This window comes from Streptomyces sp. NPDC047869 (genome assembly GCF_040704065.1).
In the GTDB taxonomy this organism is placed as follows: domain Bacteria; phylum Actinomycetota; class Actinomycetes; order Streptomycetales; family Streptomycetaceae; genus Streptomyces.
This window is the reverse complement of sequence record NZ_JBEYRK010000003.1, coordinates 85,979-101,368: the sequence shown is the minus strand read 5'-3', so window position 1 is coordinate 101,368 and position 15,390 is coordinate 85,979. Positions and strand designations below refer to the sequence as shown.

Sequence of the window (15,390 nt, the reverse complement as noted above, 5' to 3'; positions counted from 1 at the left end):
ACTACACCCACGTCCGGGGGCGGTAACGGTTGGCCCGTTCCACCAGCTCGATCCTCTCCTCGCCGCCGGGCGCCAGCCTGGCCAGCGTGCGGTACGCGCGTTCCAGGCCGAAGCGCAGGCCCCGTTCGTCCAGACCGCTGCCGAGCACCTTCCGTCCGCCGGCGGCCGGCGGGACGGTGTCCCGGCCTGTGGAGAGTACCCAGTCCAGCGCGCTGCCGAGCACTTCGGCGGACAACTGCTCGCGGCGCGCCGGGTCCAGACCGTACGCGTCCAGCGCCTCGACCTGCCCGGCGGCGGCCGTCAGGTCGTCGAGGAACGGTACGTCACCGGCACCCGGCGTACGTCCGCGCAGCCGGGCCCGGACGGCGGCGACCCGGGCGGCCGTGCAGTGGACGGACGACTCGGGCACCGACTCCAGGGTGCCGACGGCGCCGCGCCGGTCACCGGCCGCCATCCGCACCCGGGCCAGCCCGAAGGCGGCGCTGACGAAGCTCGGGTCGGTCGACCACACCAGACGGTAGTACTCGGCCGCGTTGTCCAGCTGGCCCAGCACCTCGGCGCACAGGCCGAGCGCCAGCTTGGGCGCGGCCTCGCCGGGGAAGGCGTCGTAGATCGCGTCGAAGCCCAGCGCGGCACCCTCGAAGTCCCCGGTGACCAGCGCGGCCACGCCCCGGTACCAGACCACCCGCCAGTCGTCGGGCCGTTCGCCCTCCAGCTCGTTCAGGGCCGTGAGCGCGGCCCGGTGGTCGCCGCTCTCCAGCCGCGCCCTGATCTGCCGCAGCCGCGACTCCACGCTCGGCGCGGGCGCCGCGTCCAGGGCGCTGATCAGCTCGCCCGGCGCGGACGCCATGAGCCCGGCCAGGAATCCGGCGTTGGGGTCGTTCGGGTCGACAAGCGGCACCGGCAGCGCCAGGGCGGCGGCGGACGTGTCCACGGGCCTGACGACGGCCGGCCCGGGCAGCGCGGGGGCCGGGACGGCACCGCGCGCCGGACGCGCCCCGAGCAGCGACACGTCCCCGTGCGCCTTCGGGAACAGCTCCGTGTCGACGACCTTCACCTCGGGCCCGAACAGCGTGGACAGGGCGGGTCTGGCCAGCCCGGTCTGCAGGGAGACGACCTCGCGGAGCACGCCGGTCAGCTGCTCCGACATCTCCTGCGCGGAGGCGAACCGGCGGGCCGGGTCGGGGTCGGTGGCGCGGACGAGGAGCCGGTAGAAGGACTCGTAGCGGTGGAAGACCTCGATGTTGTCCGGGTCGGGCAGGGAGTCCACGAAGACGTTCGTGTAGCCCTGGAAGTCGAAGGTGAGGACGGCGAGCGTACGGCCCACCGTGTACAGGTCGCTGGCCACCGACGGGCCGACGTCCGCGACCTCCGGCGCCTGGTAGCCGACCGTTCCGTAGATCGCCGACTCGTCGTCGTCCATGCGGCGCACGGCGCCCATGTCGATCAGCTTGAGCTGGTCCTCGGTCTGGATGGCGTTGTCGACCTTGAAGTCGCAGTACAGCAGGTTGCGGCTGTGCAGATGGCCGAGCGCCTCCAGGGCCTCGATGCCGTACGCGCAGGCCTGCTCCACCGGCAGCGGGTCACGTCTGCCGTCGGGCGCGCGGCGGGCGTTGGCGATCTCCTTCAGCGACTTGCCGCCGACGTACTCCATGACGATGTAGCCGTCGAGGGAGCCGGTGCGCTGGTCCAGGTGCTCGACGAAGTTGTAGATCCGCACGATGTTGGCGTGCTCGATCTCCGCGAGGAACCGCCGCTCGGAGATGGCCGCCGCCATCGCGTCCTGGTCGCCGGTGTCCAGCAGGCCCTTGAGCACGACCCACCGGTCGGACACGGCCCGGTCCACGGCGAGGTAGACCCAGCCGAGGCCGCCGTGCGCGAGACAGCCCGCGACCTCGTACTGGCCGTGCACGATGTCCCCGGCCTTCAGCTTCGGCACGAACGAGTACGGGTGCCCGCACTTGGTGCAGAACCCCTCCGTGCGTCCCGGCCGCTCGCCCCGGGCGCGCCCGACCGGCGCCCCGCAGTCGGACCGCGAGCAGAACCGCTTGCGCTCGGGCACCTCCGGGTTCTCCAGCACCATCGCGCGCGGGTCGGGCCGCGGCACCTGCGGCACCGAGACCAGCCCGGCGCCGAGCCGGCCGCGGGTCGAGGTGCCGGAGGACGCGCCGGAGCTGCGCACCGACACCGAGCGGGCGCTGGAGCCGCCCGACAGGGAGCGCGACAGCCGCCCCGACACCGAGCGCCGCGACCTCGACGACTGCGAGGAGGTGCGCGTACTGCGGGAGCCGGCACCGGAACCGCCGCTCGCCGCCGAGCCCTTCGTGACGCCCGTGGCCGGCGAGCCGACCATGCCTCCCGGCGACACGACCGGGGCAAGACCGCAGGTGTCGCAGTACAGCTCGCCGCCGCCGACGTCCTCGTAGGAGCCCTCGCAGCCGGGCCGCTGGCACGTCCGCTGTGCCTGACTCATGACGATTCACCTCTACGGTCCTCGGGTCCGCCCTGCCGGGGGACGCCCGGTGCGCCGAGCAGCTCGGCCGCCGCCTGCTGGTAGCGCAGCACCGCCTGTTCGGCGACGCGCAGGTCGCAGGGGGCGCTCCACAGCATCCGCCGGGCCGCGTCGTACCGCTCGACCAGCAGCGGGTCCTCGGCGAGGCCGTTGCGGGTGGTCTTCGCCCGGTACGCGTCCAGCCGGCCGCGCAGCTCGGCGCGGACCGCGAGCGGCGCGGTCACGGCGGTCAGCGACTCACGCGCGCGCAGCAGTTCGTCGTCGGCCTTCTGCTCCAGGGACTCCAGCAGCGGAGAGAGCCGGTGCCACTGCGCGTGCCGCCGGTACTCGGCGGCCGCGGCCAGCTGCTCCTGCAGCGCGGTCGGCGGTCCGCTGACCACCGGCACCTCGGTCGCCGCGATCTTCGCCAGCACCTCACCGCGCGCGGTGCGCGCCTCGGCGAGGGTGCGGTCCGCGCGGGAGAGCACGTCCCGCAGCCGGATCAGCCGCGCCTCCGCGTCCTGCCGGACCGTCAGCACCGCGTCGATCTCCCGCCGCACGTCCTCCAGGGCGCGCGCCTCGCGGTCGTAGACCGTGGTGTCCGGACGGCCGCCGCCGGGCGCGGAACTGCCCTCGGCCCGCACCCAGAAGGCGAGCGGGTCGGAGACCACGTCCGCGCGCAGGGCGGTCAGTGTGCGCGTGATGCGCTCCAGGTCGTCACCGGCCGGGTGCTCGCCCGGGCGGACGCCGACGGAGTGCGCGAGCCTGCGGGTGCGCTGGAGCTCCGCGGCGAGTAAATCGATCCGGGCGGGCAGCGCCGACCAGACCGCGTCGGCGGTGACGACCAGGTCGAGCGAGGACGCGTACAGCTCGTTCATCCGGTCGACCAGGGTGGTGAGCGAGAAGCTCTCGCTGAGCTTCGCGGTGGCCGCGGGACCGGTGCCGCCGGGCACGGTGACGGACGCGCCGCGCAGCAGCTCGGTCAGCTCCGCCAGGTCCTCGCGGCTGGACCAGCGGCGCCGGGCGCGGATCTCCCGGGCGGAGCGCAGCGCCGCGGTGTAGGCGTCGAAGTACGCCCACAGCAGGGTGATCGACGCCTCGGTGGCCTGCCAGCGGAGCTGGGTGACGCCGGTCAGCTCGGCGCCTTCGAGAAGTCTGCGGCCCGCGTGGTCCTGGAGGGCGAGCAGCGAGGTCTCGATCGCCTCGTGCTCCGCGCCGAGCCGCGCCAGCGCACGGTCCACCTCGTCCCGGTCCATCACCGGCCCGGCGGGGTCCGTGACGCCCATCGATCACCTCTCGCTGCTGTGTGGTTGGCCTGGGTCGGGTCGGGTTCAGCTCTTGCGCAGGTACTGCGGCGCGGGCGGCTTGGACGGGTCCGAGTCCTTGCCCAGTGTGGCCGACAGCCACCTGTCGTACGACGCCTGCCAGCCGTCCGCGCGGTAGTCGACCAGGATGCGGTTGACCCGGCGTACCAGGTCGGTGGCGTCCTTCTTCATCGCCACGCCGTAGTACTCGGTGGTGAACGCGTCACCCTTCAGGGCGACCGTCGGGTCCTGGGCGGCCTGGCTGGCGGCGAGGGCGCCGTCGGTGACCACCGCGTCGACCTCACCGAGCTGGAGCCGCACCAGACAGTCGAGCTGGTTGGGGACGGTGGTGGAGATGTCGGTGGAGGCGGGCAGGTCGCCCGCGTCCCGGTCGGCCTTCAGCTTGCCGTAGGCGGTGGAACCGGACGCCGTGCAGATCCTCTTGTGCGCGAGGGTGCCGTCGTAGCCCTTGACGGGCGAGGACTTGGGGGCGAGCACCTGCTGCCCGGTCTTGAAGTAGGGCGCGGAGAAAGCCACGTCGTCGAGGCGCTCGCAGGTGATGGTCATCGTGCGGACCACCATGTCGACCCGGCCGTCCTTGATCGCGGGTATGCGCCGGCTGGTCGGGATGGCCTTGAACTGCACCGCGTCCGGGTCGCCGAGGATGTCCTCGGCGATTCTGTGGACGAGGTCGATGTCGAAGCCCTCGAGCTGGGCGGTCTCGGTGTTCGGGTTGCGGTAGCCCCAGTGGTAGCTGTTCTGGTCGACGCCGACGACCAGCTTGCGCTTGGCGCCCGTACGGGACTTGATGGCGTCGATGGTCGGGCCGTCCGCGCCGGACGGGGACAGCGTCTGCTTCTGCGCCTCGGAGTCCTCGCAGTCGCCGGCGCGCGCCTGGCTGCCCTTCGCGACGCCCGGGCCGGCGGTCCGCGCGCCGCTGTCGTCGTGACGCGGCTGCGTGCACGGCAGCAGCAGTGCGAAGGCCAGGGCCAGCACGCACAGCACCGCCATCGCGCCCACCCCGCCCCAGCCCCGCAAGGAGGCACGTACACGGCTCGCATACATCGTCACGCCCCCTGTCACCGGTACTCCGAAAGCCTGCGCCCGACACCGGCCACCGCGAACGCCGCGCCGAGCACGCCCAGTACGGCGGCGCCGACGGGCAGCCCGGTCATCGCGTTCCGCCCGTCACCGGCGGCCCGCTGGAACTCGGTCTGCTCGTGGCCGATGGCCTTGGCGAGATTGCGGTCCACGCTGTCGAAGCACGCGCCGGTGGCGTCGGAGCCGCCGATCACCTTGTCCAGCGCCTGCTGGTAGTTGCCGTTCTCGTCCTCGGCGCGGGCCGAGGCGTGGCGCTGCTTCCACACCGCCATGTTGCCCTCGGCCGCCTTGACCGGCCCGGTGCCCGCGTCGTCGTCGGCGAGCCCGCGGGCGTCGGTGAGGCCCTTGGCGAGCACGCCCATGTCCCGGTCGAAGTCGTAGTAGTAGGCGTCGTACGTCTGTCCGCCCACCGTGACGGTCTCGGCGCCGCGCGCCACCAGGCTGAGGTTCTCGTTGCCCCGCGCCTTCAGGGAGGCGATGCGGGCGTCGTGCAGGACGTTCAGCGAGCGGACGCCGTTGTCGTAGGAGCCGTTCAGGCCCGACCTGGCGAGCGTGTGCCCCACCACCAGCCACAGCAGGGCCACCGCGGTGGCGGCGGAGGCGGCCACCAGGCCGTGGTTGAGGACCCGGTTGGTACGCCGGTAGGTGCGGTGCTGGGCCCAGCCGAGCGCGGCCAGGGCGAGCACGCCGAGCGCGATCGCCGCCCACGGGTAGGGCGTCGCGTCCCCGTAGTCGGCGTTCAGCCGCTGGTTCTCCTTCTTGTAGAGGTCCTCCGCCGCCGGGAGCATCTCCTTCTGCATCTTCTCGTTCGCGTACCGCAGATAGGCGCCGCCGACCGGATAGCCCTGCCGGTTGTAGGTACGGGCGCGCTCCACGAGCCCCTTGTACTCGGGCAGCAGCTTGTTCAGCTTGGCGACGGCCGCCTCCGACGGCGAGCCCGGCTCGGAGTTGGCGGCGGCGGTGACGAGGCCTGCGGCGGCCGTGCGGATGTCCTTCTCGTACCGGTCCCGCGAGTCCGCGGTCTCCTGACCGCCCGCCAGGAATCCGCTCGAGGCGGCGGTGTTGGCGTCGGCCAGCGAGCGGTAGATGTCGGCGGCGCCGGAGCTGAGCGGCTGGCTGCTGTGCAGCACGTCGTCGGCGGCGGCCGCGCGCTCGGCGGTCTGCCAGGCGGTGACCGCGCCGAACGCGACGACCAGCACGGCCAGGACGGCGCCGATGACGCGCAGCCGCCCTGGCTCGGTGGTCGCGGCGGCCCGCAGCCGGTCGACGCCCTCGGCGAAGGCGGTACGGCGGGGTGCCGGGGGCGGGCCGGGCCGGGCGGGCGGCACCGGCGGCGCGGGCTGCGGGGGGATGGCGGGCATGACGGCGCCCGCCGACGGCGGTGCCGTGCTGCTCTTCGGCGGGTGTGTCACCTGACCTCCCCCATGGTCATCCGTTCGCCGCCAAGTATTGCGGCACGGACCGACATCCGCACCGGCCTTCGCTGGATCTTGATCGGATCGCTGCGTCCCCTGCCCATGAATACGCCGTGGGCACCTGTTCGGTTCCCGCGGCCACCTGGCCCGGAGCGCCCGCCGGCGCGGCGCCGGCCGGTGTCAGCGCCGGCCGGTGTCCCAGTGGGCCCGGGCCCGTTCCAGGGCCGCCTCCTGCGCGCGCAGGTGGTCCAGGCCCAGGAGGGCCGCGCCCAGGACCGGGGCGGCCGTGACCACGCGGACGTCCGCCTTGGGGGCGCGGGACGCCAGCAGGTCGCGTACGCCGTCGTCGAGCCGGGCGTGACCGGCGCTCAGGACGCTGCCGCCCAGCAGGACCGGGGTCTGTTCGCCGAGGAGGTCGAGCCGGGTCAGGGCCACCGTGGCCATCGTCGCGACCTCCTCCGCGAGACGGTCCACGAGGGAGCGGGCGACCCGGTCCCCGTGCGCGGCCGTGCGGAACAGCACCGGGGTCAGCTCGTGCCGGCGGCCGTGCTCGACGTGCCCCAGGTGGAGGGCCTCGATCAGCGCGTACATGGACGGCAGGCCGAAGTGGGCGGGCAGGGCCCGGGCCAGCTCGGTCGCCTCGCCCCGGCCGTCCTCCGCCCGGGCCGCGTACCACAGGGCCTCCTCGGCCAGGCCCCAGCCGCCGCCCCAGTCGCCGGAGATCCGCCCGATGGCCGGGAAGCGGGCGGTGCGGCCGTCGGGGCGCATCCCGACGCAGTTGATGCCCGCGCCGCACACCACGGCCACGCCCCTGGGCTCGGGCACACCCGCCCGCAGGATCGCGAAGGTGTCGTTGCGGACCTCCACCGAGGCGCCCCACGCGCGCGCGTGCAGCGCGGCCGCCAACCGCTCCTCCTCCGCCGGCAGATCGGCGTTGGCGAGACAGGCGGAGACGTGTGAGGCGGTGGTCAGGCCCGCGTCCGCGAACGCCCGCGCGACCGGTTCGGCGAGGGCGTCCACGGCCGCGCCGACACCCACCGCCGGCGGGCGGAAGCCGCCGCCGCGGGCGGTGGCCAGCACCTCGCCCCCGGCGGTGACCACGGCCACGTCGGTCTTGCTGTTGCCCGCGTCGATGGCGAGGACGGTCGGGATCAGGCCCACGCGAGGTGCTCCCGGTTGTGCGCGACCAGCCGGTCGGTGAGGGCTTCGGCGTACTCGTACTGGCCGACGAGCGGATGGGCCAGCAGGGCGCGGAAGACCCGGTCCCGGCCGCCCCGCAGCGCCGCCTGAAGCGCCAGTTCCTCGTACGCCGTCACGTTCGCCACCAGGCCCGCGTACAGCGGGTCGAGGTCCGGCACGGCGAGCGGCGCGGCACCGGACGGGCCGACCGCCGCCTGCACCTCGATCACCGCGTCGTCCGGGAGGAACGGCAGCGTGCCCCGGTTGAGCGTGTTGACCACCTGGTACGGGCTCCCCGTGCCGCCGCCCAGCAGGGCCGCCGCCAGGTCCACGGCGGCCTCCGAGTAGAAGGCACCGCCCCGCTTGGCGAGCAGCGCCGGCTTCTCGTCGAGGGACGGATCGGCGTACATCGCCAGCAACTCGCGCTCCATGGCAGCGACCTCCGCCGCCCGGGACGGCTTGGTGCGCAGGTCCCGCACCACCTCGTCGTGGGCGTAGTAGTAGCGCAGGTAGTAGGAGGGGATCACACCCAGGCGGTCCAGCAGGGGCCGGGGCAGGCGCAGGTCACCGGCGATGGCGTCGCCGTGCCGGGCGAGCAGTTCGGGCAGGACGTCCGCGCCCTCGGGGCCGCCGAGCCGCACCCCCGTCTCCCACGTCAGGTGGTTCAGGCCCACGTGCTCCAGGTGCACGTCCTTGGGGTCGGTGCCGAGCAGGGCCGCGAACTTGCGCTGCAGCCCGATCGCCACGTTGCACAGGCCGACCGCCCGGTGCCCGGCCTCCAGCAGGGCGCGGGTGACGATGCCGACCGGGTTGGTGAAGTCGATGATCCAGGCACGCGGGTTGGTACGGCGCACGCGCTCGGCGATGTCCAGGACGACCGGGACCGTGCGCAGCGCCTTGGCGAGGCCGCCGGCGCCGGTTGTCTCCTGGCCGATGCAGCCGCACTCCAGCGGCCAGGTCTCGTCCCGCTGCCGGGCGGCCTGGCCGCCGACCCGGAGCTGGAGCAGTACGGCGTCGGCGCCGTCCACGCCCGCGTCCAGGTCGGAGGTGGTGACGATGCGGCCGCCGTGGCCCTGCCTGGCGAAGATCCGGCGGGCCAGGCCGCCCACCAGCTCCAGACGTTCGGCGTCCGGGTCGACGAGGACGAGTTCCTCGACGGGCAGGGCGTCCCTGAGCCGGGCGAAGCCGTCGATGAGTTCGGGGGTGTAGGTCGAGCCGCCGCCGACCACGGTGAGTTTCATACGTGGATCAACCCTTTACTCCGGTGAGGGTGACGCCCTCGACGAACGCCTTCTGGGCGAAGAAGAACACGAGGATCACGGGTGCCATGACCAGCACGGTGGCGGCCATGGTGAGGTTCCAGTCGGTGTGGTGGGCGCCCTTGAAGGACTCCAGGCCGTAACTCAGCGTCCAGGCACCGGGGTTCTCCGAGGCGTAGATCTGCGGGCCGAAGTAGTCGTTCCAGGCGTAGAAGAACTGGAAGAGGGCCACCGCGGCGATGCCGGGCTTCGCCATCGGCAGCACCACCCGCACCAGGGTCCTGAGGTCACCGCAGCCGTCCACCTTCGCGGCGTCCACGTACTCGTTCGGGATCGTCATCAGGAACTGGCGCAGCAGGAAGATGGAGAACGCGTCCCCGAACGCCATCGGGACGATCAGCGGCCACAGGGTGCCCGACAGGCCGAGCTGCTTCGCCCAGAACAGGTACATCGGGATGATGACCACCTGCGGGGGCAGCATCATCATCGAGATCACCAGCATGAGTGACAGATTCCGGCCCCGGAAGCGGAACTTGGCCAGCGCGTAGGCCACGGGTATCGAGGACGCCACGGTGAGCACGGTGCCGAGCCCGGCGTAGACCAGGGTGTTCCTCCACCAGGTGAGGAACCCCGGGGTGGCGAGGACCTTGTGGTAGTTGCCCCACTCCCAGGTGTGCGGGATCAGGTCCCGGCTCAGCGCCTGGCTGTCGCTCATCAGGGAGGTGAGGAACACGAACACGAAGGGGAGGGTGAAGAAGAGCGCGGCGGCGACACCGAGGGAGTGCACCGCGATCCACTCCAGCAGCGCCCGGCGCCGCGCCGTGCGCTCGGCGCCCGCGACGGCCAGGGCCGCCTTCAGCGGCTTCTCCAGTACCTGGGTCATGGGTCAGTCACCTGCCTGGACGAGGCCGCCACGGCGCCGCATCAGCAGCGCGGTGAACGCCATCGACAGGGCGAACAGGACCAGCGCGACGACACACGCCGAGCCGTAGTCGAAGCGCTGGAAGCCGAGGTTGTAGACGAGCTGGGGGAGGGTGAGCGTGGACCTGTCCGGGTAGCCGGGCTCGAACTGGGTGCCCGCGCCCTGGATCACGCCCGATGCGACCTTTCCCGCGATCAGCGGCTGCGTGTAGTACTGCATCGTCTGGATCACGCCGGTGACCACGGCGAACATCACGATCGGGGAGATGTTCGGCAGGGTGACGTAGCGGAAGCGCTGCCACGCCGACGCCCCGTCCAGCTCGGCGGCCTCGTACTGCTCCGCCGGTACGTCGAGCAGCGCGGCCATGAAGATGACCATCAGGTCGCCGATGCCCCACAGGGCGAGCAGGGTCAGGGCCGGCTTGGACCAGGCGGGGTCGTTGAACCAGCCCGGCGCCGGGAGGCCGATCCGCTGAAGGATCGAGTCGACCGGGCCGGTGCCGGGGTTGAGCAGGAAGGCGAAGGCCATGGTCGCGGCGACCGGCGGGGCCAGATAGGGCAGGTAGAACAGGGTGCGGAAGACACCGGCCCCCGTCCTGATCCTCGTGATGAGCAGCCCGACCCCGAGCCCCAGGACGACCCGGAGCGTCACCGTCACCACGACCAGCCACAGGGTGTTGCGCAGCGCGGGCCAGAACAGCGGGTAGTGCTCGAAGACGTAGGTCCAGTTCTTCGTGCCGCTCCACGTCGGCGGCCGGAAGCCGTCGTAGTGCATGAAGGAGAAGTAGACCGTCGAGATCAGCGGGTACGCGAAGAAGACCGCGAAGCCGATCAGCCAGGGCGACATGAAGGCCGCCGTGCGCAGCGCCGCCCTGCGGCGCCTGGAACCCAGCGTGGTCGCGGCCATGGCTACTTCGCCTGTGCGATGTCCGTGTCGATCTGCGCGGCCGTCTTCCTCAGGCCGGCCTTCAGATCGGTGACCTTGCCGCTCTCGTAGTCGTACCCGAACTGCTGGATCGTCACCAGGTACACACCGCCGTTGACCGAGGCGGGGGTGGTGGTGGAGTGCGGGTCGGCGGCGATGTCCAGGAAGGTCCTGAACCTCGGGTCGTACTCGAGCTTCGGCGACTTCAGCGCGGCCAGGGTGGAGGGCACGTTGTGGATGCCGTTGGCGAAGCCGACCACCGCGTCCGTGTCCGTGGTCATGTACTTCACCAGTTCCCAGGCCGCGTTCTGCTTGTGGCTGGTGGCGGCGATGCCCGTGATGGTGCCGGTGATGTAGCCCTTGCCGTACTGGTCGGCCTGGTCGTCCGGGACGGGCAGCGGGGCCACCCCGATCTCGAACTTCGGCTTGGCCTCCTCGGCCATGCCCAGCCGCCACTCGCCGTCGAGCTGCATGGCCACCTGCCCGGTGTGGAAGGGGTGCCTGGGGCCCCACTCGTCGCCGAGCGTGGCCCGGAACCGCTCCAGCTTCTGGAATCCGCCGAGTTCATCGACGAGCCGCTTCTGGAGCGTGAAGCCCTTCTCGAAGGCGGGGTCCTCGGCGAGGCGCGACTTGCCGTCCTTGCCGAAGTAGACCGGGGAGAACTGGGCGAAGTAGTGCTCGGTGGTGGACTCCCAGCCGTGGTAGTCCGGCATGAAGCCGAGTTGCTGGTAGCCGTCGCCCCGCGCGATGGTCAGCTTCCTGGCGTCGGTCTCGAACTCCGACCAGGTCTTCGGCGGGGCGGTGATGCCGGCCTTCCGGAACGCCGTCTTGTTGTAGTAGAGGCCGTAGGCGTCGCCCAGCAGCGGCGCGGTGCAGCGGTCGCCCTCGAACCGGGTGTACTCGTTCATCGCCTTCGGGAAGGTCGTCTCCGGGTCGATGCCCGCCTTCTCGAAGAAGGGGTTCAGGTCGATCAGCGCGCCCGACGAGCAGAACTTGCCGACGTTGTTGGTGGTGAAGGAGGAGATGACGTCGGGGGCCCGGTCGCCGCCGGTGCGCAGAGCCTGGTTGATCTTGTCGTCGGTCATGTTGTCGACGACGTTCACATGGATGTTGGGGTGGGCCTTCTCGAAGCCGGCGACCAGGGATTTCACCGCCTTGACCTCGTTCGGCGCGCTCCAGGCGTGCCAGAAGTTGATCGTCGTCTCCTTGGAGGCGTCGTCGGTGGCGCCGGAGCCGGACTGGCCGGTGCAGGCGGTGGCGAGCAGGGCGAGCGAGGCGGTCAGGGCGAAGGCCGCTTTTCGGGCGGTTCCGGGTACGGCTGTGGGCATGGCGAGGTCTCCCGGGGACGGGGTGGGTGAGGAGGGACTGCTTCGGTGGGGCTCGGGCGCTCAGCGCGAGGTGTCGAAGACCTCGTCGCGGGTGGTCGCGAGCGCGGACTCCAGGGCGCCGCGCAGCACGGGGTGTTCCGTCACGTCGCCGACGACCAGCCGGGGGCGGGCCGCGGCGAGTTCCTCGAGCTCGGCCTGGACGAGGGCGCGCAGCACCTCGCCGCCCGCCGTCAGGGCGGAGCCGCTGAGGACGACGAGTTCGGGGTCGAGGACGGAGACCAGCGAGGCGAGACCGGTGGCCAGCCGGGTCGCGTAGGTCCGCAGCAGTTCCCGGTGCGGTCCGCCGGCGTGGCCGGCCGCCCGCGCCAGAAGGGCCGCGGCCACGTCGGGGTACGGGCCCGCCGGCACGTCGGTGATGCCGAGTTCGCGGGCCAGCCGCGGTACGGCCTGGGAGCCGGCCAGCTCCTGGTAGCCGCCGCTGTTGGCCTTGGTCACCTGGCGCACCAGCGGAGTGCCCGGCACCGGCAGGAAGCCGACCTCGCCGGCGCCGCCGGTCCAGCCGCGGTGCAGCCGTCCGCCGAGCACCAGGGCGGCGCCCATGCCCTCCTGGTTCCACAGCAGGACGAAGTCCGCGTGACCGCGGGCCGCGCCGAGCCGCTGTTCGGCGATGGCGACGAGGTTGACGTCGTTCTCGTACTCGACCGGCATCGGCAGCGCGGCGGCGAGTTCGTCGAGCAGGCTGGGGGAGTGCCAGCCGGGCAGGTGCGAGGCGTAGCGCAGCCGGCCGGTGCCCGGGTCGAAGGCGCCCGGGGTGCCGATGACCAGCCGGTGCACATCGGACCGGGTGAGACCCGCGGCCTTCACGGCGCCGTCGAGGGCCTCGGTGACCTGCTGCACGACGGGCCGGGCCGGACGCCGGCCCGGGGTGGGCAGCTCGTACTCGCCGACCGTGCGGCCGGTGACGTCGGCGACGGCGGCGCGGATGCGGTGCGGGGTGACATCGAGCCCGGCCGCGTGGGCGGCGCCCGGGTTCACGGCGTACAGCTGGGCGTTGGGGCCCGGCCGGCCCTCGCTGGTGCCGGTGGCCCGGACCAGCCCGGCCGCCTCCAGGCGGGCCAGGAGCTGGGACGCGGTCGGCTTGGACAGGCCGGTGAGCTTGCCGATGCGGGTACGGGACAGCGGCCCGTGCTCCAGGAGGAGGTCCAGCGCGGCGCGGTCGTTCATGGCGCGCAGGACGCGCGGGGTGCCCGGCGTACCGGCGGTTCCTGCCATGCGGTCGACACCTGCCTTTCCAACTGCCCAGCTTTTCAGTGCGCCGGGCATGACGTCCAGTCTTGATCAACGGGCGCCCGGAAGATCACTGTTAGGAAACTTTCCTATTGGCGTGGGAGGAACGTAAGCCCAGGACGAAGAGGGCGTCAATAGACAACGCCCCCGAGGCAACGGAGTCGTTACCTCGGGGGCGTGGGGCCCGGGCGCCGGCGGCGCCGCGCGCGACCGCTTCGCTACTTGCCGGGAGGGGCCGGGCGCTGAGGGGTGATCGGGGTCGCCGCCACCGACTGCGGGGACTCCGCGTTGGCGTAGACCGACGGCGCCGCCACCGCCGCGGCCGGATCCGGGGCGTCCTCGACGTCCTCCACGGCCGTCGCGCCACCCACGATGCGGATGCTCGCCGCGTCGAAGGCCCGCTTGACCCGCCAGCGCAGCTCGCGCTCCACGGCCACCGACTTGCCGGGCATGGTCCGCGCCGTCAGCCGCAGCACCATGGAGTCGATCAGCACGCTGTCCAGGCCCAGCACCTCGACCTGGCCCCACAGCAGCTCGTTCCAGGGCTCTTCCTTGCTCATCTTCTCGGCGACCTCGTCCAGGATGGTCTTCACCCGGTCCAGGTCCTCGCTCGCCCGCACGGTCACTTCGACCCCGGCGGTCGCCCAGCCCTGCGAGAGGTTTCCGATCCGCTTGACCTCGCCGTTGCGGACGTACCAGATCTCGCCGCCGTCACCGCGCAGCTTGGTCACCCGCAGCCCGACCTCGATCACCTCGCCGGAGGCCACGCCCGCGTCGATGATGTCGCCGACGCCGTACTGGTCCTCCAGGATCATGAAGACGCCGGAGAGGAAGTCCGTGACCAGGTTCCGGGCGCCGAAACCGATCGCCACGCCCGCCACACCGGCCGAGGCCAGCAGCGGCGCCAGGTTGATCTTGAAGGTGGACAGCACCATCAGCGCGGCCGTGCCGAGGATCAGGAAGCTGGCCACCGAGCGCAGCACGGAGCCGATCGCCGCCGACCGCTGCCGGCGCCGCTCGACGTTGACCAGCAGCCCGCCCAGCGCGCTGCCCTCCGAGGCCTGCACCGTCCGGGTCATGCGTTCGATCAGCTTGGTGATCGCCCGCCGCACCACCGCTCTGAGCGCCACCGCCACGACCACGACCAGCACGATCTGCAGGCCCATCGCCAGCCAGGTCGACCAGTTCTGCTCCACCCAGCTCGCGGCGTTCGTCGCGTGCTCCTGGGCGTCCTGCAGCGCGGGAACGGGGGACCCGGTCGAATCCGAGGGGGACGGCGAGGGGGACGCGCCGGCGGCCAGAAGGACGACGGGCAAGGACACGGCAGGTACCTCCATGGTGCTGCGCGGTCCGCTCCGGTGGGGCGGTCAAGGTCTTCGGGATCACGAAAAGGTCACCGGACGGACAGAACCAACACACTAACGGGGCATTGTGTGTGCTCCGCGCCGTTCCGCCCAAGGGAGACGGGTCTCACCTGGGCTTGAACACGCCATGATCCGGGGGACACATCGGGTGTGGTCGAAAACACTCCCAGCCCGTTACCGGGACATGGTGGCGCGTTCACCAGGCATGAGGGGAGACTGACTGCAGATCGTCCCGGCGCGAGCCACGCGCCGCCGACGCCCAAGGAGGCACCCGTGCCGCACGTCCTGGTCCTCAACGCGTCGTACGAGCCGCTCGGCGTCGTACCGCTCCGCCGCGCGCTCGTCCTCGTCCTGGAGAACAAGGCCGTCTCCCTCGAGGAATCCGGCGCCTTTATGCACAGCGCGACCGTCACAGTCTCCGCACCCAGCGTGGTCCGGCTGAAGCGTTTCGTGCGGGTTCCCTACCGGGGGCCCGTTCCTCTCACCCGCCGGGCGCTGTTCGCGCGCGACGGGGGCCGGTGCATGTACTGCGGTGGCGTCGCAACCAGCGTCGACCACGTCATCCCGCGCAGCCGCGGGGGCAAGCACGTCTGGGACAACGTGGTGGCCTCGTGCCGCCGCTGCAACCACGTGAAGGCCGACCGCCACCTCGTCGAGATCGGCTGGCGGCTGCGCCACAAACCCGCCCCGCCCACCGGTCTGGCCTGGCGCATCATCGGCACCGGCCACAGGGACCCGCGCTGGCTGCCCTACTTGCAGCCGTACGGCGCGGACGACGCCATGGCCCGGATCGACGGCATCTCAGCCTGACGATTC

12 protein-coding genes are annotated in these 15,390 nt (G+C 72.2%); 1 reads left to right on the top strand and 11 read right to left on the bottom strand.

The window, feature by feature from the left end:
• Position 1 precedes the first annotated feature (1 nt).
• The 11 genes from AB0924_RS05195 to AB0924_RS05145 form a co-directional block, all read right to left on the bottom strand.
• Positions 2-2,473: a tetratricopeptide repeat protein gene (locus tag AB0924_RS05195; RefSeq protein WP_366910684.1), complete on the bottom strand. Its 2,472-nt coding sequence runs from the start codon at positions 2,471-2,473 to the stop codon at positions 2-4.
• Positions 2,470-3,777 (bottom strand): hypothetical protein, encoded by a 1,308-nt coding sequence (locus AB0924_RS05190; protein ID WP_358931472.1) that lies wholly within the window; start codon positions 3,775-3,777, stop codon positions 2,470-2,472. Before AB0924_RS05190 ends, AB0924_RS05195 begins: the two co-directional genes overlap by 4 nt.
• A gap of 45 nt (positions 3,778-3,822) precedes the next feature.
• On the bottom strand, positions 3,823-4,860 hold the full coding sequence (locus AB0924_RS05185) for a glutamate ABC transporter substrate-binding protein (protein ID WP_366910683.1): 1,038 nt from the start codon (positions 4,858-4,860) through the stop codon (positions 3,823-3,825).
• Between the two features lie 14 nt (positions 4,861-4,874).
• The gene (locus AB0924_RS05180) at positions 4,875-6,257 is read right to left on the bottom strand and encodes a hypothetical protein (RefSeq protein WP_358931632.1); all 1,383 of its coding nucleotides are present in this window, start codon (positions 6,255-6,257) and stop codon (positions 4,875-4,877) included.
• 234 nt (positions 6,258-6,491) lie between these two features.
• Positions 6,492-7,472, bottom strand: coding sequence for a BadF/BadG/BcrA/BcrD ATPase family protein (locus AB0924_RS05175; protein WP_358931467.1), 981 nt, complete (start codon positions 7,470-7,472; stop codon positions 6,492-6,494).
• On the bottom strand, positions 7,463-8,731 hold the full coding sequence (locus tag AB0924_RS05170; RefSeq protein WP_358931465.1) for a 6-phospho-beta-glucosidase: 1,269 nt from the start codon (positions 8,729-8,731) through the stop codon (positions 7,463-7,465). Before AB0924_RS05170 ends, AB0924_RS05175 begins: the two co-directional genes overlap by 10 nt.
• Before the next feature lie 7 nt (positions 8,732-8,738).
• Positions 8,739-9,632, bottom strand: coding sequence for a carbohydrate ABC transporter permease (locus AB0924_RS05165; RefSeq protein ID WP_358931463.1), 894 nt, complete (start codon positions 9,630-9,632; stop codon positions 8,739-8,741).
• Between the two features lie 3 nt (positions 9,633-9,635).
• Complete coding sequence (locus AB0924_RS05160) at positions 9,636-10,577, bottom strand: sugar ABC transporter permease (RefSeq protein ID WP_366910682.1); 942 nt, start codon at positions 10,575-10,577, stop codon at positions 9,636-9,638.
• Between the two features lie 2 nt (positions 10,578-10,579).
• A complete protein-coding gene (locus AB0924_RS05155) occupies positions 10,580-11,923 on the bottom strand; it encodes an ABC transporter substrate-binding protein (protein WP_366910681.1) in 1,344 nt (447 codons plus the stop codon).
• Positions 11,924-11,983: 60 nt separating this feature from the next.
• Positions 11,984-13,195 carry an ROK family transcriptional regulator gene (locus AB0924_RS05150; RefSeq protein ID WP_358931457.1) on the bottom strand — a complete coding sequence of 404 codons (1,212 nt, stop codon included), beginning with the start codon at positions 13,193-13,195 and terminating at the stop codon, positions 11,984-11,986.
• Between the two features lie 233 nt (positions 13,196-13,428).
• Positions 13,429-14,532 carry a mechanosensitive ion channel family protein gene (locus AB0924_RS05145; protein ID WP_358931455.1) on the bottom strand — a complete coding sequence of 368 codons (1,104 nt, stop codon included), beginning with the start codon at positions 14,530-14,532 and terminating at the stop codon, positions 13,429-13,431.
• 315 nt (positions 14,533-14,847) lie between these two features.
• On the opposite strand from AB0924_RS05145, the gene AB0924_RS05140 reads away from it, so the two are divergent.
• Positions 14,848-15,384, top strand: coding sequence for an HNH endonuclease (locus tag AB0924_RS05140; RefSeq protein WP_199210575.1), 537 nt, complete (start codon positions 14,848-14,850; stop codon positions 15,382-15,384).
• The last annotated feature ends 6 nt before the right edge of the window (positions 15,385-15,390 follow it).